Here is a 24,116-nt window from a genome sequence, read left to right on the forward strand (position 1 = left end):
TGACTCGAGTGGAAGGCGAAAACACCCGATTGCGGCACTATCTGGCTCGGCTGCATCGCAAAACGCTTTGTTACTCGAAGTCCGTAGACATGCTGGCTCACTCTGTCCGATTGTTACTTCACTACCTCAAGTTTGACGATGTTCCAGTGCCTCCAAGATTCATCTCTTGATTCAGCAACGCCAAAAAGATGACCCAGTTGGATGAGGCCGACTGGCTGGAATATGGGCAATCGGATGGTAGAGCAATTGCTCGCCAGGGTCAGTTTGGGGCGATCGCCGCCTCAAGCCGCTGCGCCAACTGTTCCAGGTCAATTCCCAGTTCCTCTTTGAGGATGTGGGTGGCGAGGCCGCCGCCAGTTTCGTGAGCTTCATCAAGAATGCCGAGGAGCAAATGTTCCGGGGCAATTTGCGATTTGCCACCCGTTTTGGCCCGCTCTAGCGCCAGGTCAATCACTCGTCTGGCCCGCATCGCCAGCGGTAGCTGCGGAGGATGCCAACCCTGGGGCGGTTCAGGCCGCACCCCCAGCCACTTCGCCACCAAAGGTTGCACGACTTCAAACGTTATGCCTTTGTCCCGCAGCACTCGACCAGCCAGATTGCCCTCATCTGACAACAGTCCTAACAGCAGCCCCTCAGTGCCTAGAAAGTCAAAGTTGATGGCTTTGATTGCTGCCTCGCCTAACTGCACAACGTTTTGAGTTGTCGGGCTAAAGAGTTTGTCGGTGGGAATCAGGGCCTCCGTGACCTCTCCCAGCGTTAGCAAGGAAACCGCTTTCAGCATGGTTTCAAAGGTGCTGGCATTCATACCGCCCCAGCTTTCTGCTGAGGGGCCTTCCTCCTGATACATCCGAGTCAGAGCGGTGTAAATGTCGCTGTCGCCGCGAACGAAGGTTTTCATGCTGCCCAGCCAGCGGCGGGCGAGGTGGTGCATGGTCGGACTGTGGAGGTCGGTGCCGCTAGCGATTGCGGTCTGAATCTCGGTCAGCAGTGCTTGCCACTCGCCCTCGCGTTCTTGAAAGCGGTGATCCAGAACGGCCTGCTGTTCAGGTGTGAAATATTGGGTAGTCATGGTGATGGTCTCCATCGTTTCAATCAGGTTTTCAACTGCAACCGATTGAGTGGCTTCTAACTCTCTGGCAAGATCATTGAGTCGAGTGAGTAACGTCTGAGATAGAGCGATTTGGTCGCGTAGGCGCGATCGATGCAGGTCAATGACCTGGGGCAAAGAAAATTCAGGACTCGCCAAACAGTCTTGAATTTCACTTAGGGATAAGCCCAATTGCCGCAACGACAGAATCTGCTGAAGCCGAATGATATCCTGGTCGCTATACAGCCGATGGTCAGCCTCAGTGCGATGAGATGGCACCAGCAGCCCAATTTCGTCGTAATAGTGCAACGTCCGCACCGAGAGCCCCGTTTGTTTCGCCAGTTCGCCGATTTTTAGCAAATTAGACATCGATCGCACTCGCTCCGGTTTGCCTGTGAATTGCAGTTGATGGCTTGGATGGTAGACCCTGACGTCACGTGAGGTGCAAGGGGCTATGGTAAATCTCGGACAAAAACTTGAACGTCATCTTGAGTGGCGATCGCCAAATAGTTGCCAGTTGAGTCAAACTGGGCCTGTTCGACCAGCAGATTAAAATAGGTGGCGGCGGTGGTCGCAATATTAATGAGCCGTGTTCCGGCCACATCGCCGCGAACAAAGTAGTATTGCCCGTCTGGGCTGAGGCGACCGAGGCGATCTTGGCGGTCAACGCCGCGCAGCTCGGTAATGCGCTCTAGGCGATCGCCCGTGCGCACATTCCAGGTATCGAGATGGAGGTCGTAGAGATTTTGCGACAGCGATCGCAGGATATCCGGGCCGGTAAACACCATGTCCACAAACCCAAAGTTGCTATCCAGGGCCAGGGTGCGCTCTACCCTTCCCGTGTCCATTGACCAAACGGTGATGACCTGTCCCACCTCTGACCCTGCGTCTGGCCGCACAAAGCCCATCCCAGCCAGCCACTCACCGTCCGGGCTAAAGGCAAACTGGCCGTGCTCTGACCCAGATGGGTTAGCTAAAGACTGGATTGCTTCTCCCGTAGATGCAGCGTGAAGCTGGAGTTGAATATTAGTGGGGCGATCGGCAGGGCCAAACCCCAAACTCACCTGGCTCAGCACCTGGCCATCACCGGGCTGAAACCCGACGTGTACCAGGGGCACGCCGACAAACCCGGCCTCATCTCGAAACTGTCCTTGAGCGGTGCCGAGGGGCTGCTGCCAGAGCTGTTGTCCCGCTTCAACCTGCCGCGACTGTAGCGTTAGCGCCTTGTCCGGGAGGGTTTGGGCGATCGCGGCGACCTGAGTCCCGTCATGGCTGAGGGCGATCGCCTCAAAGCGGGTGGTGCCATCGGTGGCGATTTCAGTGATCAGCGCCCCCGTTGGCCCCTGCCAAATCTGGATCAGGTCGCCGCTGGGGCTGAGAGTTGCAATACGAGTGCCGTCGCGGCTGACACTGAGCTGCTGGGCACGGGTTGGTAGCGTTGCAATCGGCGTCGTTGACCAGCGATCGGCTTGCACGCCCACAACATAGGACGGGTCGGCCAGTGGTTGAATCTGTCCCTCCTGCACTAGCGCTTGATACACAAAGGCCGCAACATCAGCCCGTGAAGCTCCACGGTTTGGCTGAAGCCGGGTCAGCGTGGGGTAGTTGACGACGATTTCCGCCTGGGTAGCGGCAGCGATGCTGGCGCGGGCATAGTCAGGAATGGCTGCCGCATCGGTGTAATAGCTCAAGCTATTGAAGGTGTCGCTACTGTAGTCCAATCCGTTAGCCAAAGAGACCAGCGCCTGCGCCCGCGAAAGGGTCTGTTCGGGTCGAAATTCGTTGCTGGGATAGCCGATGAGAAAACCAGCTGCATTCGCCGTATCGATCGCCCCATAGCCCCAGTAATCGGCGGGGACATCGATAAATCCACCGATGGAGCCTTCAGGCAACGGTTCTGTCGTGGGAAACGCCTGCACCAAAATTGCGGCAAACTCGGCCCGCGTCACGGTCGCTTCTGGGCGAAAGGTGCCATCAGGGTAGCCACTCAGGATGCCGCGATCGGCGAGGGCACTGATATAGTCGACAGCCCAATATTGCGGGGCAATATCGCTAAATGTCTCAGCTTGGGCTGTCGCCGAGGTTGTCAAAATGGTGGTTAAACCGATGGCTAGTCCTGTGAGAGCGCGAAAGTTTGTATGGGGCCAGACGAGAAGCTTTTTCATGACTAATCAAGCAGGGCAGTGAAATGGCACGAATCTGTCATAGTGGCACTACCTGTCATTTTGGAAAAGTCATATTGGGTGACGCTGTGCGTGACGAAGCCCGATCGCTGACGATTGTTCCCATTGCAGTCAGTACGATGGCTCCTGCCATCAAGGCTAAAAGTATCGTTTCCGCTAGTAGGAACCAGCACAGCATGATCCAGAGGCGCGATCGCGCCGCGCATCGGGTTTCGCTCGAAACGTTTTCCATAAGGCTTGAACTATTCAACCCTTTGACAATAGAGAGGATTGCTTTGCCTTGCATACCCTCAGTTGGGTCATTATCGAGAGAGGGCTATCCTCACCCAGTTGGGTGAACCCAAGCGCAGGAGGTCGAAAGTTTGACTGCGCTGTAGGCTCAAAACAATCTTTAATCGCAGCTATTTCTATCCTCGCTGAGGCAAACCCATGGCGCCTGACTCTTTGCATTCGTCTGAATCCAATGAAAATTCTCTGGCGATCGCGGCTCGAAATTTCTTGACCGGGGTATTCCTGAGCGGGGTGCCCATTCTGGCCTACCTGTGGCTGTCGGTAGATATGACCTATGGAAGCTGGGCCGCCGTGGGGATGGCAAGGTTGGTGGGGGCGATCGCGGTTCCAGTCCTCTGTGGTGTTTTATCTGCCCGCTTTGGCCAGCGGGCGATTCGAATCCTTTCCCAAATCTTGGAGTCAGTCAATCTACCGTTTTAGGGCAGGTGCAGAGAGACGTTGCATAATTGAGAAGAAGCATCCACCCAGGTTACTCACACCATTCGTCTCTGCATTGAAACGAGGAGAAGCCTCGAAATGTCACTGTTAAGAAATGCTCGATACCGCCGTCGAGTGCTGCTCAAAACCGGACCGTTCTTTCTCGGCTCTTTCTCCTTAGCGGCCTGTATTCGGCGGTTTGCGAGTTCGTCTTTGCCCACAACTGAGCCATCTGCCCTAGCCCAAAATTTACCGCCGACACCCGCTTGTGGCGACGACCCCACTCCCTCCCAAACGGCAGGACCGTTCTATACGCCCAATTCACCAGAGCGCACCTCGCTGCTAGATCTGGGGGTCGCTGGCACGTCTATCATTCTCACCGGACAGGTATTGACGACCCGCTGCACCCCGATCGCGGGGGCCTTGGTTGATTTTTGGCATACCAATGCCCAGGGCGAATACGACAACAGCGGCTATACCTTTCGCGGGCACCAGTTCACCGATGGGGAGGGACGTTACCAACTAGAAACGATCGCGCCCGGCATCTATCCGGGGCGGACTCGCCACATTCACGTGCGGGTGCAGTTGCCCCACCAGTCAGCGCTCACGACGCAGCTCTATTTTCCTGATGAACCCTTAAACGAGGGCGATTTTCTCTATCGACCGGAGTTGTTGGTGTCGATGGATAATAGCGGCGTTGGCGCAGCCTCTCCACAGGAGAGTCGTCCTCAGGCTCAATTCAACTTTGTGCTAGCAGAGGATGGCTAACGCCTGCGCTCAGAGGCGTTTGAGGCGACGGCCGTTTTTGCGAAAGCAACAATGGGCGACGGGTCAAACGTCCGCTGCAGCGATTTGTTGGTCCGCAACGCCACCATGCTACTGAGGCACATATTGGTCGAGGAACCCGTAGAACAGTCCATTGAGCACGCTACCGCAATCTGCGAAGGCATCAGCGGCCTCCTCAAGATCCGATATCTCAATGATCTCATCACTGCTGAGGCGTTGCGCTCCACCTGGAGCCGTACACGGTTTGCCATGGAGGATTTGGTTTCTTAGACCTACAAGACGAAGGAACTCAGCCGCTGCATCAGCCAATTCTTCCCGCTCCTTGGATTTCGGCATGTTTCTGACGAGATTGGAAAATAGCTTCCCTATGGAACCTGCCGTCTTCTCATCATCCACGATTTTGCGAATAGCTCCTGGCTTGATCTTTTCACAACACCAAACCACTTGCCATTCGCACCTGGCAAAGGCATATGTCGCAAGACCAAGTGCATGGAGATAGGCATCGTCGACGGGGATACGAAGGCGGGAATCAGACATTTCAGATTCCTACTAGGTTGAACTTGCGGCCCAACGGTGCCCATCACCCGCCGCAGATAAGCTCTGCATCATAACCGATTAACTTGCGGTGGTCGGTGTGCATGGGCGTTGTTAGACTGCGATCTCTTGCTTCAATGAATTTATGAGCATAGTACATTCCCAAAAATTTATCGATGGGTAGTACGAGTTACGGTTGGGAACGCACCCTACAAGATTGGCGATCGCACTAAAAACTTCTTCGGTTTTTATCTTCGTTGGTGAAGAATACCAACGACAGCTAAGAGATTATTATCCCATCAATTCAAATGCTTTAGTTATGCTTCTACGACCGGTCACACAGATCTAGGTGTCATGTTGCATAGGCAATTAGCTCCACCTGGGGATTTAATTGTTTAATGAGAGCCTTGCTTCTGGAAAGATTTACGCTGAATATAGACTGATCCAATTGCATTATGTCGTTCTGCTCACTCTTGCCGGTCAGCTTATTGTTTCTTGGGGCTCCGCCTTCACCCCCTCGGCTAATCTGGGTAGAGTCCATCAGGTTTTGTGCCGTATTGGAGAACTTGAATTCAACCAATACATCGTCTTTTTTGTCACGCTTGGACATTGCAAAATAGTGCATGGCTTGTCCCAGTGATCCACCATGACCATAGAGAATATCGCCAAGGTCATTGCTCTGAGTATAGTTGTTCCAGTTGGCGGCGCTCATAGTGCGATAAATGCGCAGAGTTTTAGTCTTGCCAGTCCTCCCCACATTTGGATCGTCGGCAGTTGCTGAGAATTGCCCATCCTGATGATCTACCCCGATGACTTTTTCCATACCCAGCAACTTTAACTTTACGTCCTGCACAACCTGCCTCGCTAAATCTTGGTTATTGTCGAATGTTTTTTTTGCATTGTATTTCCGCAGCATTGCCCTCACATCATTCTTTAACCCTTTAACATCTTCTCCGTCCTGGTTAAGGTAATTGTTCTTTGCGGTTGTGGTTGCCCTCTTTGTTTTCTGCCAAAAAATTTCGTCCATCTTGACCCATTGAGTGATATAAGGTTTCGCGAGGTTATAGATGCTGTCGATCAGTTGCTCATTATAAGATTCGTATTTTGTATCGCCAATCCAAATCTCCCTCTGGATAACCGGGGCAAAATAGCTGGCATCAGAGGGTGCGAGTTTAAGATTTTGCGCGGCAGTGGGTTTGCTTCGAGCCTCATGTAATAACTTCGGTTGTGCAACCTCCTCGCAATGGTAATTCACAAATGCAGAGTATCTCTCTCCGACAGCATGATTCGTGGGCATCGCATTTGCTTGCAATTGTCCTGAATGGCGCATCTGCAACGACCTCTTCCCCATCACATCCGCCTCCTGCTCCAGCCCAGTGTCATCATTCACGCCTACCCCCTTCAACTGCATCGTCGGACGTACCCGCCCCTGCGCCTGTTGCACCACATGCCAGGCTTCATGCGGTAAATGTTGCTCTCGCCCAGGGGCAACATGAATCTCACTTCCTTGGGTATAAGCAAGTGCCTGCAATTGAACAGGTTTTAGCGAATTGTAGTGAACCCTGACATCATCTAACGAATATCCTGACAGATTTTCAATTCCTGCTTTGAGAACACCGGGCAAGCCAGTTTTATGAAGTGGCTGTTCCACAGATGACTCTGGGCGATCGCCTGTTGTATCGCTTTTCGCTTGTATCGTGTTTGACTGAACAGGTGCTTGGGATTCAGTCGTCTGTGTTGCTTGAGAATTGCGGATGAGAATTTCCAACAAGTTGGGCTGCGCTTTTGCTCGTTCCATGCGCTGCGCCCAGAAACTATCCATCTTGGCTTGCAGCACACCCAGCCTTTCTTGCTCTACAGGCGCGATGGTGCCGTGCTTCTCCTTTAGCTGGAGTCCAGACGCCTCAAACTTACTTTGCTGAAGAGCTTCGTTCTCTATATCTTCCTGTGTTGGAAGGCGTTTAGGTTCCTGGACAGAAAACGGACGAGGTGCAAACTGAGACGTGCTTGACGAGGACTGGGGACTTTGGGACTTGGATCGGCGGACACGCTCGAATGACATACTCGTACCTCGTCAAGTTTGTAATTTTCAACACAAAACTATGAATCTCGTAACCATAACCTTGTGGCTTCTCAGCATGCTCTCAATCTGGCGGATTGGGATTGGAAATTCAGGCAGTCTAACGTTCCGACTGAGCGACTGTCGGCGACCTCTGCATCCACGTCGGGAACTTTCGGCAGTCCGCTTCGACCGGGCTGTGATGCGGCGGCTTTATTCACCACACTGCGGTTCTCAGACTCTCCACTTCTTGAAAATGAGCATCGCGTGTTATTTAGTATCAAATCATGCTGTAGTGCAAGGGCTGCAATCCAGACATCGTTTTCTGGTAACGGACGACCCTTGAGCCTTAACTTGTTTTTGACCTCACCGTATTGCCGTGCGGTTTCAGCGTCACATACTAATATTGTGCTGCCGGCAACTAACTCATCAACTCTTACTAAGTTTGCTTCAACTCGTCCTAACTTTCTTGCTCCATAACACAGTTCACCAATGATAATGCTTGGAATGAAGATTTCACTGGCTTGAGCAAGATTGTCTTTGACGATCGCCTCATCTGCAAAAAGCGCAATAACGATGTTAGTGTCGAGCAAAAACCTACCACTCATCAATATCTACTCGTTCACAATCCTGTTCGATCGCCTCACGCATCAACTGAAGATCATCAGAAGAAATTGAACCAGCAAAACGTAATAATTGCGGCCCTGGTGTGCCTCGAACTTCCGCTTTTACCAGTAATCGAACAAATTCAAGCACTTGCCTTTGTAACGGTTGAGGCATAGCTTTCAACTGTTCGACGACCTCGTCAACGATAGGAATATTCATATTGCCCTCCTTGCCACTATCCTACACCGCTTACCCAGAGAGCAGTAGAAGAGGAGTCTTTAATGCTGACAGAAGATAAGGTTACATGGATTGCCTTCACCAAGGACTCCAGCCGCATAACAATGTTATTAGACAGAAAGTTTCCGCATATTATCCCAATTCGGGTAGATCGGCGGAAGGTTTCTTGCGAGCAGGCAAATCTGGGTAGATCGCGAGAAACTTTCTGCATATTATTCCAATTCCGCTAGATCGCGAGAAACCTTCCACATATTTTCAGGTATAGTACAAAAAGACTAATAAGTGCCTTTTGATACCTTGGTCACTGAATCCGCATAAAAATCTATGGAACCAAAACCGAAGAAGCTGCTAGAGCAAGTCCGTGAGGTCATGCGTCTGCGGCATTATGCTCATCGCACCGAAGAAACCGATCGCCCGCCTGCATACCTCAACTATGCCGAACCCAACGACTGGAGCAAACCCATCGCCACCGGACAGCCCAATGAAGTCGTCGTGGTGCTGATCAAGCGCGTGCGCGTGCTCTAGCTGGAAAAGGGGCGATTGTCCTGCGGACAGGCTAGCGCCAACGCGGCCTGTTGGGGCGTCTATCCCTTAGTCCACAAGGCCACGACGGACGGCGGCGACGGCAGCTTGGACGCGATCGCTCACTACGAGTTTATTCATAATTCCTTTCACGTAGGTCTTGACGGTATTGGGGCTGAGGTAGAGCTGCTGGCCGATTTCGGTGTTGCTCAAGCCCTCCACGATGAGTTCCAGGACTTCGCGTTCGCGATCGCTCAATAGCCCCTCACTTGACTTAACTTTGGGACGAGCGGGCGTCAAATTTTGCATGATCTTTCGGGCAATTTGTGGGTCGAGATAGGCAGCGCCAGAAGCCGCCACCCGGATGGCATTCGCTAGCGCTTCCACATCCGTTCCCTTGATGCAGTAAGCATCCGCCCCGCTGGAAAGAGCCGCAATAATCTCTGTCTCATCGGTGTGGGAGGTCAGCATCACCACTCTTAGGTCAGGAAACTGCGCTTTGAGGATTTGAGTCGCCTCAATGCCGTCCATCCCCGGCATCCCCACATCCATCAACACAACGTTAGGTTTGAGCGCACCGGCCTGTTCAACGCCCTGACGACCATTTGTGGCTTCGCCTACAAGGACGAAATCGGCCTGCTGACTGAGGGCGGCTGTTAACCCCAATCGCATCATCGGGTCATTATCGACAATCAGTAAGGTCAGAGCCGTCGGTGTCGCACCCATTGCTACCCAAGCAAAACAGGCTTTCATTTTACTCTCCCGAACTTACCCACTTGGATGATCGAGTCGTGGGATGCTCATTTCGCTTAATTACGAGAGCATTGGGACAGACCTATTGCCTTCAAAAGGAACCGCAATGGCGCAACGCCATTCCGGTGGGAGTATCGCCCGATGACCTTTTTAACGACATCGCTGCATCGACTACGGCAGCAACTGGCACAATCACTGGCGGCCCCTCCACCCTCCAAAGAATATTGTCTATGGCGAGAACGGTTCGTGCGCGATCGCCTACGACTGATCAACACTCTGTCAATAGTCTTCCTGGGCATTTTAGCGACGCTCAATCTGGGCCTGATTTTACCTGCTATCGAACGCAGTGGCGACACCGACCCAATGCTAGCGGAATACGGCCCTGTCTTTTTGATATGTTTGGTCGTCTCGCAATTTTTGGGACTGTCGCTCAACCTGTTGCTGCTGCATCGCGTGCGATCGCCTGCCTTTACTCGCTGGGCTTTCTGGGGGTATTCAGGCGCTGTGCTGATGGTGCCTCAACTCCAGCATATGGTCGTAGGCGATACCATGCTCGATCTGGGGGGCTGGACGATTTTCTTTCTACTGCAAGCGGTCCTCATCCCTGTGCATTGGTCCTGGCACTTGATTTCTCAGGCTAGCCTGATGGGTCTGATTAGCCTCTCGTTTTTGCTGTTCCGCTTTGACTTTCTGGGACTGCCGGAGGGTATGCAGCTTCCCATTTTTGTTCTCTTCACCGTCGTCATGGCCTGTACGTTTAGCGTGGCTGACTTCGGTATCTTTCTCTACGAACGCCTTCTCATCCGCGAGTTTGACCTGCGCCAACAGTTGCAACTTTTTCTCCATGCGGTCTCTCACGATCTGCGAAATCCCGTTACGGGCACGTTGATGCTGCTCAAAACCCTGTCTGCCCACGAGGGCAAAGTCTGGATGGATCAGACTGTCGTTGACCAAATGATTGCAGGTCAAGAACGACAGCTCAAGCTGATCAATTCGTTGCTGGAAGCCCATAGCCAAGACATGGGCGGCATCGCACTGCATCGAGAGGCGATCGCCCTGCGGCAGCTGGTAGATAGCACTGTCCTTGATTTGCAACCCCTGTTGAATCAGATGCAGGGCACCCCCCACGTCCTCATAGCGGCTGACCTGCCCCTCGTGATGGTTGATCCATTACAGATTCGTCGCGTCTACGACAACCTCATCACCAATGCCTTACAGTACAACCGCCCCGGACTGGACATCACGCTCAATGCAACCCAGGAAGGCAACTACCTGCACTGCACCGTCAGCGACAATGGGCAAGGCATCAGCCACCCAGACGCCAAAGACACCACCTCGATTTCGCTCAAGCATCGCATCTTCGATCGCTACAGTCGCGGTATCAACCACCGACAGCCCTTGCACCTAGGCTTGGGCCTCTACATCTGCCGACAAATCATCGAAGCGCATGGTGGCCAAATTGGAGTCGAAAGTGAACCTAATCACGGCACCACGTTCTGGTTTACGTTACCTTTGGCAAAGCTGAAATCAAGCATCAGTGGTCGATAGATGTCATTCTGATTAAAATAGGTTGCGTCTTGCCAAGACCCGCTAGCCTGAGTGCCTGACAGAAGTACCTAAAAGCCTACTGAGGCAACCGACAGGCAGACAGCCCGCCAACCAGCAGTATCCCTAAGCCGATTGATTGAATCCGATGGATCATAATCCTCTGCTGCGCCAATCTGAATCTACTGGGGAGCCCAAATCTTAACGGTATATCCTTCAGTCACGAGCCAGCGGTTGTCGGGGCTAAAGTGAGCGTTGTGAACCCCTGCCAAGACGGTCAGCCGCTCGCCGTCGCGAGTACGGCGCAGATCAACGGCAGACTCTAACGAAGCCAGCATTAGGGGCACTGCAAAGGTTTGACCGTTGGGGCTGAGGGTAATCGGTTGTGAGAGGACAGTGGCTCCGTTGGTATCGGCAGGTTCAAACCTGTTTTCTGAAGCCACGGAGAGGGTGCGATCGCGCGCATAGGTTTGCAAGTTCCAGTATGTTACTGACTGCTGATTGTCGCGCACCAATAGGGTTTGCCCATCTTGCGTAAAGGCTAACGCCTGCACCGGGGTAGAACTGCGCAGGGTGATCACTCGGGCGCCATTGCCTGCATTCCACAGCTTGACGCTGTGGTCAGTGTCGAGGGTGGCAAAGTAGCGGCTGTCGGGGCTAAAGGCCATACTATGGGCCAAGGATCGGGCGTCGTAGACAATATCGGTTTGGTCGGTGATTTGCGTGATGACTTTAATCAGCCGACCGTCGGTGCCCCAAAGCTGAATGGTGCGGTCGGTGGACACCGCCAGTTGCCGGCCGTCAGGGCTGAGCAGCAGCGATCGCACTGGGCTGGGGTTAACTTCTCCGGCAGACAGCCGCAGGGTTTGGTAGAGCTGACCGCTAGGCGACCAGACTTTGACCGTGCCGTCTGCGCCGCCGCTGTAGAGATAGGTGCTGTCGCGGTTGAGAGCGATCGCGTTCACCCCACCCTGATTGGCAGACCACTGCTTGATGAGCGTGCCCCGTTCTGTGTCCCAGCTCGCCAGTTCACCGTTGTCTAACCCGGCCCACAGGGTTTGACTGTTGGCGCTAAAGGCCAGCGTCTCGGCCCGGAGCCTAGCGGGTTGCAGCAGAGTCACGCGGCGGGTGCCCGTCGTCAGGTTCCACAACGCTAAAGCCGCCTGGTAATCGGCGACTTCTGTGGAACTGCTCACGGCTAGCAGCTGACTGTCGGGGCTAATGGCCACCGCATGAGGGGTGATGCTATCGGCCCATGACGGATCGAGCTGAAATATCGCCGCTAAGTCAAGGGTAAATCGCACTTGGGGCGATCGCCAGGACGAATCGGCGGGCGGATTCATCGCTTGTTGTACGGTCGAGAACAAGCTAGGAATGTAGCCATAGAATCGGCCATTGCGCAGAGCCATCGCATCAATAGTGCAGCTACCGCAAGCTTCACCGGGGCCGGGCGTCGCTAGATCCTGCACGACTGCGTCTGAGACCCCGACCCAGGGCAAATGCCCTGCCGGAGCCTGCAAGGAGTAGGTCAGTTCTGACTCGTTGCGCCAGTCGCTGCTGATAAAGTCGGTTTCTTGACGGGGAGCGGGGATTTTCCAGCCGACGCGATCGCGAAAAGCATTCACCGCCGCATCGGGGGCATTCGGATGATCTGCCTGAGCCGCCTGCCACAGCCGCAGCTGCACACTCAGACCAAAGCGCCCGTCGCTGGCCGCCAGCCATGCCTGGTCAATGGCGCGAATCAGCTCTGGAGTCACTATCAGAGTCTCAACCGCCGGGTTTGGCACGGAGTAAGGGTCAAGCAGTTTCCGGGTCTCGCGATCGGCCGCTGCCCAGTTCTGAGCCTGGAGTAGCTGCCGTAAAACCGCCGTCGCCTCATCTGTGGGCACATCGGCCCAGTTGTCTCCCGGTCCGGTCTCAGCCGCCTGTAGGAGGTTGGCGATTTCTGTCTTGCCCAGCCGCTGAGCGATCTCTAGAGCGGTCTCGCCGTTGTTGTCCCGCACGGTATGGAGCGGCTCAGGTAATGCTTGGCCTAAAAATAGCGCCGTTAGCTCGGTGCCCCAATAGCTGGTTTCTTCAATCACTGCCTGGTGCAGCGCCGTGCGACCCTGATGGTCTTGCAGCGTCAGATCGGCCCCCGCCGCTACCAGCTGCCGCGCTACTTCGATATTGACATCAAACAGCGGTGTCCGGCCCTTGTCATCTTGGGCATCGAGATTAGCCCCGCGATCAATCAGTATCTGAGTCAGTTCAGGGCTAAACCGATGTCGGTGCAAGGGCGTTTCTCCCTGCTGGTTGGTCAGGTTGACGTTCACACCCCGGTCTAGCATCGCCGTTAACACCGTCGGGGCAAGGCTGCCGGCATGAATCGGCGCACCCTGAGTGTTTTGCAATGTGAGATCCGCGCCAGCTTCAATCAGCGGTATCGCCACGGCAGGAACAGTGACCGCATAGTGTAGCGGTGTCCAGTTTTGGTTGGTACGGGCGTTGATGTCGGCCCCGTTAGCCAACAACCAGGCGATGGTCTCTTCTGTCGCCCGGTGCAGGGGGGTAAACTGCTCCTGGTTTCTGGCGTTGATGTCAGCCCCGTGGTCGAGCAAGCGCTGCATCACTTCTGGAGACAGACGCCCAAAGATATTGTGCAGCGGCGTGTCGCCCCGATGATTGCGGGCGTTGACGTTCGCACCCCGATCAATCAACATCTGGGCCAACGCCTCCCCGTGGTAGTTAACGTAATGCAGCGGGGTGTTGCCTTCACCATCCTGGGCGTTGACATCGGCTCCCTGGGCGATCGCTAACTCAATCAGGTCACTTTCACTAGAAATCAACAGATTCAGCGGCAGCCACTGTTGTCCATACAATAAATTGCAAAGCTGATTGGGATCGCCCCCCTGCTCAAGGGCGTCCCGCATCGCCGTTACGTCTAAATACAGAGAGGTTTGATCTTCAACAACCTGGCAAAAGGGAGAGCGATCGCCCCCCGTCGAAGACTGGGCCCACAGCGGCAGAGCAGAAAACACCCCCAGCGCCGCCACCAGACCCGCAGCAGACGCTGGCCGCAAAAAAGAATACCGAGCAGACAATGGGAATGATGAACCCATAAAGACCTGACCGATGACGTTCGGTTAGACGATAAAAGTGAAGTAAATCAGCGAAAGGTATTACCAACGAGGATGCGGCGTATTCCGGTTGGTCGGTCTATTTTTTATCCGGCCTGACAGGTGCCCGCCTGCGATCGCAGATACTGTCCCTGGCTCAGATAATGCACCACCTGCACCTGCTGGGGTGAGCCATTAGTAGGTCGCAGGCTGATATAGAGACCATTGACCGAAGCCGTAGCGCTGTAAAGACGATGACCATTGTTAGGCTGACCCTGAAATGGCGCGGCAAAAGGCAATTGGGAATAGTCGGCATCGGGGGCAAGTTGCTCATAGTCGCTCAGGGAAGCAGCGTTGAGCAGGGTTTGGACGCGACCAGCAGTATCGCGCCGCTGCACAGTCAGGCTGAGACTGGTGCCGATCGGATTTTGGGGCACCGACCCATCAGTTACTGCGGGTACGGTGCCCGTCAGCCGATATGTCAGGCTCCCCCTCTGACTGAGTGACGTGGTGGCTTGACAGGTAATACGATGAGAACTTGTCTGGGCAGTTGCAGGCAGAGCCGTTGTTAAAGCAAGCGTTAGGGCCAGACTGAGCCGTTTAATCACGACTCGCCTAGCAACAGCAGTAGTCAACATAAACGATTCTCCCAGAATGAAAATAAAGGGTGGTGCTGGGCAACCCCATCGTTACTTCGCATGGATGCTACAGCAAACTGTCGATGGGTATCTCACTCAGCAGCGTGGCGAAAGCTAGCGCTTACAGACACCCATCCTTAAGTAGTCAAACACGACCAATCTACTGTCTCTCACGCGGTTACACAATTTGATACCGACTGAGTACCTATTCACTGCTTAGGCTATTGCCTAGGAAACAATGATCAATGCCAAGATGGCTCGTCTCTCAATTGCTTGCATTCATTTAGTAGCAGGTTGAGTTCCGCAGCAACCTTCCACGGATTTTGCCCTTTGAATGGGGCCGCAATAATTGCTTCGTAAGGATTTTTCCTAGTTTGTTTAACCGCAGCGATCGCGGCTTTGTTAGAGCGTCCTCGTCCAGCCACCAGCCAGGCTGCTAAAACATGTCCTGTGCGCCTAACTCCGCCAGAGCAATGGACAACTGCTTAGAAGCGCAGGCGTCACCTATTTACCAATGCAGAATGAGTGGCAATGTGGGTCGAAAATCTTCTGTCCGATTTAGGGCTCTCTCATCTAACGTGATCTTCATGAGATGTTCCTTACCTGATTGCACAGAGAGGCGATCGACTTGAGAAACCCGTGCCAAGACGCCTGCGGTATCGGTCAAGGGAGTCGAAATCAGAATTTCACTTATCGTCTGAGCATTGCGGGTGGGTTGAGGTCGGGGAACTCCCGGCTCATGAAACGGGAAATAAAAACAGAGGGGTTCTCTCAAGTTCTGAGAATTGGCCCCAACATGGAAGCTTTTGGGTGGCGGGAAGTAATCGGGTTGGTAATGCCAACCGGGGAAGGGCAGGTCGGAATTGGCGGTGTTTCCGCTGGGGATAAAAATCATGCCAAACGGTGAGGCTTTAGGATCTTCAGCGCGTTCAGCAAAGTGCAGATTTCGACCCGGTCCGGTTCTGGCTTCACTGGCGTTCTGCACCCAGATAAACTCCAACATGCCGTTGGCGAAGTAAATTCGTCGGTTGGCAGTGCCTTGACCTGGATGGGTATTTCTCGGTCCTTCTTGAAAGCCCAGTTCCAGCAGGCGATCGACGGCCTGAGCACCAGGCTCTACCAAGATAAAAATGTGATCTAGCTTCAGCGTCATGATTGTTTATTCAGGCTTTTTGGCCACTATGAATACGGCCTTCCCTGGGTCCGGTTGCCACTGGTAATCGAGTGCAAACCCAGCATCAGTCAGGCTAGTTTCCAGTTCTGAGGTGGTAAAGACCGCAACGAAGGGAAAAAAACCGAGGAATTGGCCAATGGGCGCGATCAGCTTGAACCAACTCATTGTGTCGCCGATACAAACCGTGCTGGTGACAAAAATGCCACCGGGTTTGAGCATTTGATAGACCCGAGCGATCGCCGCCTCTTTGTTCTTCAGCAAATGCAAAATGCTGAGTCCCAGCACCGCATCCAGGCTCTGATCCAGAATGTCAAGATCTTCGATGGTGGCTTGCTCAAAGGTCACATTATCAATGTGCTCAGCCTCGGCTTTGCTCTGGGCGATCGCAATCATATTTGCAGAGAAATCAATGGCGCGGATGTGCTTCACGTAGGGGGCATGGAGGATGGCAGTTGATCCCGTACCGCAGCCGATTTCCAGCACTTCCATATCGGGTCGCAAGTAGTCGCGAGTGACCGCTAGTTTTTTCTCATAAGCGGCTTCATCAGCGATGGGCTGCTGGGAATATTTCTTGGCGATTTTGTCCCAAAATTTGGTTGATGTCGTCATGGGTTCACCTCCTGAGTTACGTAATTTTAGGTTTGGGCGGCGATAGTTTGGTAGAACTGATTGATGTCTCGGCGCGATCGCAGGTGATAGACCGTCTTACTTGCCTGGGCTCGCGCCACATAGTCTCGATATCTGGGCGTCAGTTTGGTATGGCACAGCCAGATAGTGGTGTAAGAAAGCCGCGTGCCCTGCCATAACGAACTGCCCTCCGGCCAACCCGCAGGTGACACCCAAGGCCCTTGCAGGAATCGTTTCGTGGCCCACCAGTAGTGCCGCCACACGGGCATATCGAGATACACCAGGGTGTCGGCGGTATCCAGGCGCTCCCATACGGTATCAAAGGAGCCAAAGCCATCTACCACCCACTGGTCTTGCTGCAGCAGCGCCTCATGGGCCGCTTTGAATTCGGCGTGGGGCACTTTGCCCCCACCGGGCCGGTACTGAAGAGAATCGAGCGGCACCCAGGGCAGTCCGGTCATGGCGGCCAGGCGTTGGCTGAGGGTGGACTTGCCCCCGCCCGCATTGCCAAATACAGCAACTTTTTTCATGGATGGTTCCTCATACCTTGCAGTTATGCCTTGAACGGATGCCCGTCAAATTGCTGTGCAGTGTCACCAATTTTGAACCAGTTCGGTTTTTCGGAAACAAACTCATGAAAGCTGTTTTCCAGGTCAATATCGCTGTCTATGCAATTGGCAGCTAAGGGAAATGAATCACTTTTAGATAGCACTTCCCCCAGGGCAGAGCCGCAGACCGAACAAAAACAGCGATCGTACTTATAGGGATGTCGAGCCGGGTAGGTGGCAATTTGATCGCGCCCTTGAGTGATCTGAAACGTGTCAGATTTGACGAAGACGAGAGTGCTAGCACCCACTTTGCGGCATCGGCTGCAATGGCACGTACCCATTATGCTGGGCACTTCAGTCAACTCGAATTGAACAGTTCCGCAACAACAGCTTCCTTTAATCACTGTCATATTTCCTCTTATGTATCAGTACAATTGCTGTCATGACGACACTTCATGAGCGATCGCACTTTGCCTAAGCAGCGGGTTTCGCCACCGCCAGGCTGACCAGATTGTGAATGACAGCGCGGCAATCTCGATAATTAGGAAAAAGGCGTCATCCAGGTCATTTGTACCATACGCGATCGCAAGCAAGAGGACGATCGCAGCAGCAATGATGTTAGCCCAACGGTTAGCTCCATAGGGCAGTAGCAGCGAGAGCAGCACCATCGCGATCGGTATCTCGATGATGAAACCCGCTAATAGCAGCATTAGTTCTGATACTTGCCCGTTGATTAACTCTTCCAGATATTCCGGCTTAGCCAATTCATGCAGGTCTCGAAAGATCACATTGAGTAGGACAAATATCCATAGGGTGGATAGCTTGGCTTTCGTCTCCAGGGTCAGCAGTTGCTTCTGTAAATTCATGATCAGTCTCCTGTCTGGATATCTGCTCAAAGTTACAAACGGATGTGGGGAGCCGTAGTCCCCAGATGTGGGGATTGGATGTGGGGATATGGGATATGACCTGCAAATGGCTACCTGACTGGCGTAAGACCAATAACCTAGTTGGGTGAGTCCATTGGCAAGATTTTTACTTCTTAGGGCCTGAGTTGTTGCTTCAGGCGATCGCAGTCCACCCGACACGCCTGCAAAACGCGCATGGCCATACCGCCCCCGGTTTCACCTTCTTGCAAAATGCCGAGCAGCAAATGCTGCGGGGTAATCTGGTCGCTGCCCTGCTGTTGCGCTTGCTGAGCGGCCAGTTCCAATACGCGGTTGGCGCGGGGGGTAAACGGCATTTGGGCAGGGATGTCGGCAGGTGCCGTAGCGCAGTCGGCTAACCAGTCGCGAAACAGGGTTTCGGCGGTGGCAAAATCCACGCCTTGTTCTCCCAGCGCCTGGGCTGCCACACTCGTTTTCACTGCGAGCAGTCCCAGCAGCAGCCCTTCCGTACCCATAAAGTCGTGAATCTGCAACTTTTTTTGCATGGCTTCCTGACCTTGGGTGAGCACCGCATGGGTTTCTGGTGCTAAGCGACCCAGTGCAAAACCGACTAACTCTTCCCGAACTGATAGCATCGCCACCGCTTTGAGAATGTATTCCAAGGTCGGGCCATCCAACGTGCCCCAGCTAGCCGCCTCAGCGCCTTCTTGTTGGTATAGCTGAGTTAGGGCTTCGTAGAGCTGGAGGTCACCACCGACAAACCCGAGAATGCTGGTTCGCCACTGCCACGCCATTTGCTGGACCTCTGGATCGTTGAGGTCGCGCCCCTCGGCTCGATGCGATCGCGCCTGGGTCAGGAATTGCTGCCATTCGGCCTCTCCCTGCTGGAGTCGAGCTTCGAGTAAATCGTGCTGTGCTTGGGTCAAATATTGCTGGGTCATGGTGATCGTCTCCATTGTGGTGATTAGGTCTGCAACCGCAACGGACTGAGAGGTTTGGAGCTGTTGAGCTAGCTGGCTGAGCTGGGTGAAGAGCGATCGCGATACTGCCATCTGCTCTTGCAGGCGCGCTAGATGCAGATCAATCACTCGTGGCAGGGAAAATTCAGGATTCTCCAGGCACTCGCGGATTTCTTTAAGCGCAAAGCCCAACTGGCGCAGCGATAAGATTTGCTGGAGTCGGGCAATATCCGCTTCGCTGTAGAGTCGATACTCCGCCTCGGTGCGGTGGGAGGGCACCAGCAGGCCAATCTCGTCGTAGTACCGCAAGGTGCGGATTGACAGTCCGGTCTGTTTTGCCAATTCCCCGATTTGCAGCAGGTTAGACATAACGCCCTTCCGCTCCTATCCAAACGTGTACGGTTGATGACTAGAGGCTAATGGGTGACGTAGCGTGAGACTCAAGCCGTTGGCTGCCTTTTTGGTATCACCTGACTTGATTAGCACTAGGATCAACGGTAACGATCAATGCTAAACCCTGGCGACTAGACGACCAAAGGTGACCCATGACAACGCTGCTGATTCAGACGGAGAGCGTACCGCTGACAGTGAACCTGCCGATACCGATTGAGATGACGATGGCAGAGTTCTATGAATTTTGTCAGGCCAATCGCAATTTGCGTATCGAGCGCAGTGCCAACGGAGAGGTGATCATCATGCCACCTGCCTTTTCAGACACGGGAAACCGGAATCTTAAGATCGCTCAACAGCTAGGGAACTGGGCTGATCAGGATGGCACAGGTGAGGCGTTTGACTCCAGCGCTGGCTTTACACTGCCCAATGGAGCAACGCGATCGCCCGATGCGGCGTGGATTCGGCTCGAACGCTGGAATGCCCTAACAGAGGACGAGAAGGCGTCCTTTGCGCCCATTTGTCCAGATTTTGTCGTGGAGCTAAAGTCATCCAGCGATACGTTGAGTGGGCTGCAGACCAAGATGGAAGAATACATGGCGAATGGAGCGCTGCTCGGATTTCTGATCGATCGCAAACCGCGTCAAGTGCATGTCTATCGTCCTGGTCAAGCACCCGAGATTTTGGAGAACCCTGACGGGGTCAGCGGCGACCCAGAACTACCGGGGTTCCAATTGCAGATGGCAAAAATTTGGTAGACGAAATTATTATTTAATCCGTTTGTTCCCGCCCAATTGAGAGAACAGAGGCGCAGGATGCTGCGATCGCCCTGGAGTGCGGTTTCGACAGCCCCAGCCATTTAGGGCGAAAATTTCGGCACCTGACGGGGATGACACCGAAAGCTTATCATGCCCAGTAGAAAATTCCACTTTCTAACGTCGCCCATCATCTGCAGTAGGTAATACTTGAATTCTAAGTCCGATACTTTTGGATGTCGGGTGCATGATCATTTTCAGGCTGAAGTTTTACAAGGTGAATCAATTACTGAATCATCCAAATCCGAGAAATGTATGGAACAGAGGATGAATCTGAAAACTCTGTATTCTCATCAGATTAATCAACTTAATCTGATGAGATCCCAGATACTTACTACGCCATTGGGCTGGCATATTTGATTCATTAGCTACTTTAACTTGCAAAAAACCAATCTGCCATAAGACACTAATCAACTGCTCAGGTGCTACATCAAAGCACCAGGTTGCGATAGGATCAATGGGAACATCCTTGACAGAGATTTCGATACAACGAAGCTCTAGGGTACTCCGATCAAACGTTTTCTCAAAATCCCTAAAGGTCTCAAGAACAGTCAATAGTCCTGGATATTGAAAGCGATACTCTGAGGCTATATCGCTAATATGCTCTTGTGAATAAGAATACTCAACTTCGAAGACTGTATTAATATTGATTGGAAGCAATTGATTCTGATCTAAAGCCTTATTTCTTACCTCAATGCAATATTGCAATAATTCCCTTGGTCTGTATAAAGTTCGATCAACAATATAGTGAAATGAGTCAATATTATCGCTGTCAGTTAACGATTCAAATACCGCGCTCCAACGTTCCTCCGGATGCATCTTTTTCAATGATGGTGATGAGAATGACAGTCGATTTGAGATGAGTTGGAAAAGCTTTTGCTCATCCCACTCAATAAACTCAACAATGTCACGTACTTTCTGAGCATCTTCGTGGAGAGATGGTATATTTTCATAGATTTCTTTTCGTAATGAAAGCATCACACGAATAGATGAAGTTCGCAAATCTATTGACGTTGCAGCTTGAACAAGTCCGGCCACAAAGGCTTTAGCATCTTCGGACGCATCCCATCCCCTATCTAGTTCATCAATCAGTATAATTACCGGAAAATGGCGGCAAATTTGATTTAGATCATCAAGGAGTGAGTCAATCTCTTCTAACTTGTATAGATATTGAAGTTCTTGTGCTTTGATTGCTGCTTGAAGATTGCCCAGCTTGACTCCTTCCAATCGCTTTAAATATGAAATAAGAACACCTATAGGATTAAGCTCAATACCCTTATGCTTATCTCGTAGATAATTATAAACTCGTTTCGAAGAACCAGTTTTAAATCCTTTCTGGGCATTACAAGCAGCCTTCATTGCCAGCAGATAAATCAAATATTTCCAGGCGGCAGCATAACCACTTTGTTTTGCCCAGGAACCTCGATCTTCGGAAGTCATAGTTTGGCTTAGAAGTTCATAGGAATAGTCCTCAGGAGCAAGCTCAATGACAACAGATCCCTCTTTTCGCTCTTGTTCTGCAATCATCTTAAAAATTGCGGTTTTACCTGAACCTCGATTGCCAAGAGCAATTGTTTTAATTCCTGTCTTCAGTCTTTGAAATGACTCAGACTCAACAAAATAAGCTGCTAAACCTTGAGCTAAATCTCTCTCAGCAGCCAACGCACCGAATGAAATTTCGCGCAGACTAGTCATCTGTTTCTCCTTAATGGTTCATCCCAGAAAAAGAACACATATGCTAAATTATTGATTTACATTTTTTTCTTTGCGTTTTTCCTTTCCATAAAGTAAGCGCATATCTTTTGTCCATTTCACTTCACTTTTGCTTAACGGTGCCCCAACAACAAGCTCTGGTACAAAGCCAAGAGAATCTGCTACAAGAGCCGGCCCTTCGTAAGATGAATCATTAAACCAGTATTCTAATATTTCTCGATCTTCGACGGGCATTTTAGAGAGAGGATAATATTCTAAAAGTTGTTTTTTATCTTGAACACCCACCACAAGCAAGACCGGATGTTTATCTGGAATTTTAAGTAGGGTTATGAAGTCACCCATCTTACGTTTTGCTCCCAAATGGCCCTTGCGAATAGCTTTTCTCCATATTCGAATTTGCGGCTGTGCCGTTTCCCAAGTAACCACTGGTAACACCCGTGTGCCTGTTTTGCAGGAGAAATTCCTCTTCGCATGAATATGAATTGCCAACATTTTATACTAACTCATTACTCGCATTTAAAACTATCTTACTCGGTAACCGGGATACAGGCAGACTAACTCTTATTAGTAGGGACAGTTTCCACCTAAGGTGCTGATATGGGATTTTGGGTGGAAATATTTCAGCCGAAGATCCTGTCTGAGGTAGATAGGTGGAAATTCGTCTACCTAATACCCTCAGAATGGGTAATTAGGTAGACGAGTTAAGTATAGTCGCCCTCCCCAATGCTGAGAATTATCGAGGTGTGTTTGGGCGATTACGGTTTCAACGGCCACATCCATTTGGGCTAAAAAGTTCGACAACTGACGGGGGTGATGCCGAAAGCCTATCGTACTTAGCAGAAAATGCCACTTGCTAACGTTTCGGCTGAGCAGTTGAAAGTAGCCTTTGCAACTCCACTAATTTCCAACAGCAGTCCGCTCCAACCGGGTTGTTCTGCTGCGCCGCTTACACAACTATTGTAAAACTCCAACTTCGATTACTTCCCCTGGCGCAATAGTCCTCAGAACATTGCAAATATCAGGGATCAGGGGCACTAAATCTGGCAACCGATTACTGGGTGCTACAAGAACGGCAACTGCTACTCCAGCTTGCTCTAAATTCTGCTGATACCGCAAATTCTGATCTGTCGTCAGTAGAATCGTGAAGCCCTCTTGATTCATAAGCCGCAACAATTCACCATTCTTTTTTCCTGACCATCCCATCTCAACAACTGTACGTATCTCATAATCAGCCAGTTCCCGCTTGAGGGGACGTGGAACACATTCATCAAGCAGGATTCGCATAGGCTGTCAGCATTTCCTTTGCTAACTCAAGAGCGGCGATCGCTTGCTCGCGCCGAACACTGGGAAAATGATCTAAGAACTCATCGAGTGGATCACCTGCTTCGAGATAGTCGAGTAAATTTTTTACTGGCACCCGAGTTCCAACAAAAACAGGGGTTCCCCCCAGAATGTCAGGGTCACTATGAATAACATGCGCTACGGTCGTCATATCAACTGTCCAATAGCAGAAATTCCTTCGATCCTAGCCTAGAATTCATGTTGAAATGCCTATCAGCAGCGATCGCCAAACCTAGAGTAACTTTCAACATAATCACCCTCCCAAATGCTGAGAATTATCGGTGTGCGTTGGGGCGATCGCCCAGGAGTGTGGGTTCAACAGCTACAGCCATTTAGGCCGCAAATTTCGGCACCTGACGGGGATAACACCAAAAGCCTATCGCGCCCAGCAAAAAGTTCCGCTTGCTAAGGGTAAAGTTGTGCGGCGGCAGATAAGCTTGAATTCGTATCGGTAACCTTTGTAACGCCTGCCCAACGGAGTGCTGACAAAACACAGATGTTTGCTGCCTCCCAAGCCTAAAATAGTAGGCATAGTCAGGAGTTTAGCTATGAGCTTTATTGTCCCTGACGAAATCTTAACGGCAACTCGTATGACTGAGGCTGAAATGCGTCGGGAAATTGCCATTATGCTCTTCCAGCAGGAAAAGCTTACCCTTGCTCAAGCCAGTCGTTTTGCGGGAATGTATCGGGTTGCCTTTCAGCACCTACTCGCCAGTCGCCATCTCTCAGCCTGCATTCCGCAGGTTGACAATGAATAAGAAAGGTGGTGTGCCGTAGAGTAGAAGCAGCCCTCAAGAGAATGGATGCATCGGTTGAAGATAGAGAATCTGGATCACCTAGGCTTGGTTGCTGGGATGGTGGACGAGTTGGGACTGGTGGAACTGACCAACGCACAATTAGGCCAGCATA

The 24,116-nt window shown here is 52.0% G+C and carries 29 protein-coding genes and 2 pseudogenes; 10 read left to right on the forward strand and 21 right to left on the reverse strand.

Annotated elements, in window-relative coordinates:
- A partial coding sequence (locus QJQ48_RS26005) for an IS1 family transposase (protein ID WP_346294185.1) occupies positions 1–170 on the forward strand: 170 nt, incomplete at its 5' end.
- An 89-nt stretch (positions 171–259) separates the two neighbouring features.
- Here QJQ48_RS26005 and QJQ48_RS26010 read toward each other — a convergent pair.
- The 3 genes from QJQ48_RS26010 to QJQ48_RS26020 form a co-directional block, all read right to left on the reverse strand.
- A complete protein-coding gene (locus QJQ48_RS26010) occupies positions 260–1,456 on the reverse strand; it encodes a MerR family transcriptional regulator (RefSeq protein ID WP_346294160.1) in 1,197 nt (398 codons plus the stop codon).
- An 83-nt stretch (positions 1,457–1,539) separates the two neighbouring features.
- Entirely contained in the window at positions 1,540–3,252 is a 1,713-nt protein-coding gene (locus tag QJQ48_RS26015) for an S-layer homology domain-containing protein (RefSeq protein WP_346294161.1), read from the reverse strand.
- Positions 3,253–3,307: 55 nt separating this feature from the next.
- Positions 3,308–3,502, reverse strand: coding sequence for a hypothetical protein (locus tag QJQ48_RS26020; protein ID WP_346294162.1), 195 nt, complete (start codon positions 3,500–3,502; stop codon positions 3,308–3,310).
- A gap of 197 nt (positions 3,503–3,699) precedes the next feature.
- Between QJQ48_RS26020 and QJQ48_RS26025 the strand changes: the two genes are divergently transcribed.
- Positions 3,700–3,981 (forward strand): hypothetical protein, encoded by a 282-nt coding sequence (locus tag QJQ48_RS26025; protein ID WP_346294163.1) that lies wholly within the window; start codon positions 3,700–3,702, stop codon positions 3,979–3,981.
- Positions 3,982–4,077: 96 nt separating this feature from the next.
- Positions 4,078–4,746 (forward strand): dioxygenase family protein, encoded by a 669-nt coding sequence (locus tag QJQ48_RS26030; protein WP_346294164.1) that lies wholly within the window; start codon positions 4,078–4,080, stop codon positions 4,744–4,746.
- A 108-nt stretch (positions 4,747–4,854) separates the two neighbouring features.
- Here the strand turns inward: QJQ48_RS26030 and QJQ48_RS26035 are convergent, their stop codons facing one another.
- From QJQ48_RS26035 to QJQ48_RS26050, 4 genes and pseudogenes are all read right to left on the reverse strand, one after another.
- Positions 4,855–5,301, reverse strand: coding sequence for a hypothetical protein (locus tag QJQ48_RS26035; protein ID WP_346294165.1), 447 nt, complete (start codon positions 5,299–5,301; stop codon positions 4,855–4,857).
- Between the two features lie 349 nt (positions 5,302–5,650).
- Positions 5,651–7,360, reverse strand: a complete 1,710-nt coding sequence (locus QJQ48_RS26040) for an eCIS core domain-containing protein (RefSeq protein WP_346294166.1) — start codon at positions 7,358–7,360, stop codon at positions 5,651–5,653.
- Positions 7,361–7,574: 214 nt separating this feature from the next.
- Positions 7,575–7,965: pseudogene (locus QJQ48_RS26045) on the reverse strand (PIN domain-containing protein).
- On the reverse strand, positions 7,955–8,182 hold the full coding sequence (locus QJQ48_RS26050) for a hypothetical protein (protein ID WP_346294167.1): 228 nt from the start codon (positions 8,180–8,182) through the stop codon (positions 7,955–7,957). Before QJQ48_RS26050 ends, QJQ48_RS26045 begins: the two are co-directional and overlap by 11 nt.
- 342 nt (positions 8,183–8,524) lie before the next feature.
- Here QJQ48_RS26050 and QJQ48_RS26055 point away from each other — a divergent pair, with 342 nt between their 5' ends.
- Positions 8,525–8,725: a hypothetical protein gene (locus tag QJQ48_RS26055; protein ID WP_346294168.1), complete on the forward strand. Its 201-nt coding sequence runs from the start codon at positions 8,525–8,527 to the stop codon at positions 8,723–8,725.
- 66 nt (positions 8,726–8,791) lie between these two features.
- On the opposite strand, the gene QJQ48_RS26060 is transcribed toward QJQ48_RS26055, so the two are convergent.
- The gene (locus QJQ48_RS26060; protein WP_346294169.1) at positions 8,792–9,475 is read right to left on the reverse strand and encodes a response regulator; all 684 of its coding nucleotides are present in this window, start codon (positions 9,473–9,475) and stop codon (positions 8,792–8,794) included.
- A gap of 141 nt (positions 9,476–9,616) precedes the next feature.
- On the opposite strand from QJQ48_RS26060, the gene QJQ48_RS26065 reads away from it, so the two are divergent.
- Positions 9,617–11,023, forward strand: coding sequence for a sensor histidine kinase (locus tag QJQ48_RS26065; protein WP_346294170.1), 1,407 nt, complete (start codon positions 9,617–9,619; stop codon positions 11,021–11,023).
- Between the two features lie 179 nt (positions 11,024–11,202).
- Here the strand turns inward: QJQ48_RS26065 and QJQ48_RS26070 are convergent, their stop codons facing one another.
- The 9 genes and pseudogenes from QJQ48_RS26070 to QJQ48_RS26110 all read right to left on the reverse strand — a co-directional run bounded on the left by QJQ48_RS26070 (position 11,203) and on the right by QJQ48_RS26110 (position 19,317).
- Entirely contained in the window at positions 11,203–14,082 is a 2,880-nt protein-coding gene (locus tag QJQ48_RS26070) for an ankyrin repeat domain-containing protein (RefSeq protein WP_346294171.1), read from the reverse strand.
- A 143-nt stretch (positions 14,083–14,225) separates the two neighbouring features.
- Positions 14,226–14,756 carry a hypothetical protein gene (locus QJQ48_RS26075; protein WP_346294172.1) on the reverse strand — a complete coding sequence of 177 codons (531 nt, stop codon included), beginning with the start codon at positions 14,754–14,756 and terminating at the stop codon, positions 14,226–14,228.
- Positions 14,757–14,998: 242 nt separating this feature from the next.
- Positions 14,999–15,238, reverse strand: a pseudogene (locus QJQ48_RS26080) (protein phosphatase); the annotation flags it as partial.
- A gap of 26 nt (positions 15,239–15,264) precedes the next feature.
- A complete protein-coding gene (locus QJQ48_RS26085) occupies positions 15,265–15,909 on the reverse strand; it encodes a VOC family protein (protein ID WP_346294173.1) in 645 nt (214 codons plus the stop codon).
- A 6-nt stretch (positions 15,910–15,915) separates the two neighbouring features.
- Positions 15,916–16,539: a class I SAM-dependent methyltransferase gene (locus QJQ48_RS26090; protein WP_346294174.1), complete on the reverse strand. Its 624-nt coding sequence runs from the start codon at positions 16,537–16,539 to the stop codon at positions 15,916–15,918.
- A 26-nt stretch (positions 16,540–16,565) separates the two neighbouring features.
- A complete protein-coding gene (locus tag QJQ48_RS26095; RefSeq protein WP_346294175.1) occupies positions 16,566–17,087 on the reverse strand; it encodes a P-loop NTPase family protein in 522 nt (173 codons plus the stop codon).
- A 23-nt stretch (positions 17,088–17,110) separates the two neighbouring features.
- Entirely contained in the window at positions 17,111–17,515 is a 405-nt protein-coding gene (locus QJQ48_RS26100; RefSeq protein ID WP_487247705.1) for a GFA family protein, read from the reverse strand.
- 30 nt (positions 17,516–17,545) lie between these two features.
- Entirely contained in the window at positions 17,546–17,971 is a 426-nt protein-coding gene (locus QJQ48_RS26105) for a DUF6326 family protein (RefSeq protein WP_346294177.1), read from the reverse strand.
- Between the two features lie 173 nt (positions 17,972–18,144).
- On the reverse strand, positions 18,145–19,317 hold the full coding sequence (locus QJQ48_RS26110; protein ID WP_346294178.1) for a MerR family transcriptional regulator: 1,173 nt from the start codon (positions 19,315–19,317) through the stop codon (positions 18,145–18,147).
- A 176-nt stretch (positions 19,318–19,493) separates the two neighbouring features.
- Between QJQ48_RS26110 and QJQ48_RS26115 the strand changes: the two genes are divergently transcribed.
- The gene (locus QJQ48_RS26115; RefSeq protein ID WP_346294179.1) at positions 19,494–20,096 is read left to right on the forward strand and encodes a Uma2 family endonuclease; all 603 of its coding nucleotides are present in this window, start codon (positions 19,494–19,496) and stop codon (positions 20,094–20,096) included.
- Positions 20,097–20,131: 35 nt separating this feature from the next.
- Complete coding sequence (locus QJQ48_RS26120) at positions 20,132–20,257, forward strand: AraC family transcriptional regulator (protein WP_346294186.1); 126 nt, start codon at positions 20,132–20,134, stop codon at positions 20,255–20,257.
- A 130-nt stretch (positions 20,258–20,387) separates the two neighbouring features.
- Here QJQ48_RS26120 and QJQ48_RS26125 read toward each other — a convergent pair whose 3' ends face one another.
- The 4 genes from QJQ48_RS26125 to QJQ48_RS26140 form a co-directional block, all read right to left on the reverse strand.
- Positions 20,388–21,848, reverse strand: a complete 1,461-nt coding sequence (locus QJQ48_RS26125) for a P-loop ATPase, Sll1717 family (RefSeq protein WP_346294180.1) — start codon at positions 21,846–21,848, stop codon at positions 20,388–20,390.
- Positions 21,849–21,896: 48 nt separating this feature from the next.
- On the reverse strand, positions 21,897–22,358 hold the full coding sequence (locus QJQ48_RS26130; protein ID WP_346294181.1) for a hypothetical protein: 462 nt from the start codon (positions 22,356–22,358) through the stop codon (positions 21,897–21,899).
- 462 nt (positions 22,359–22,820) lie between these two features.
- A complete protein-coding gene (locus QJQ48_RS26135) occupies positions 22,821–23,150 on the reverse strand; it encodes a DUF5615 family PIN-like protein (RefSeq protein WP_346294182.1) in 330 nt (109 codons plus the stop codon).
- Positions 23,134–23,358: a DUF433 domain-containing protein gene (locus tag QJQ48_RS26140; protein WP_346294183.1), complete on the reverse strand. Its 225-nt coding sequence runs from the start codon at positions 23,356–23,358 to the stop codon at positions 23,134–23,136. Before QJQ48_RS26140 ends, QJQ48_RS26135 begins: the two co-directional genes overlap by 17 nt.
- A gap of 130 nt (positions 23,359–23,488) precedes the next feature.
- Between QJQ48_RS26140 and QJQ48_RS28435 the strand changes: the two genes are divergently transcribed.
- The 3 genes from QJQ48_RS28435 to QJQ48_RS26155 all read left to right on the forward strand — a co-directional run.
- A complete protein-coding gene (locus QJQ48_RS28435; protein WP_428843098.1) occupies positions 23,489–23,662 on the forward strand; it encodes a helix-turn-helix domain-containing protein in 174 nt (57 codons plus the stop codon).
- Positions 23,663–23,755: 93 nt separating this feature from the next.
- Positions 23,756–23,965, forward strand: coding sequence for a UPF0175 family protein (locus QJQ48_RS26150; RefSeq protein ID WP_346294184.1), 210 nt, complete (start codon positions 23,756–23,758; stop codon positions 23,963–23,965).
- Between the two features lie 54 nt (positions 23,966–24,019).
- On the forward strand, positions 24,020–24,116 hold a 97-nt coding region (locus QJQ48_RS26155), incomplete at its 3' end, for a DUF4277 domain-containing protein (RefSeq protein WP_346292781.1).

This window comes from Sphaerothrix gracilis Ecp01 (assembly GCF_030405905.1).
GTDB classification, from domain to species: Bacteria; Cyanobacteriota; Cyanobacteriia; order Phormidesmidales; family Phormidesmidaceae; genus Sphaerothrix; species Sphaerothrix gracilis.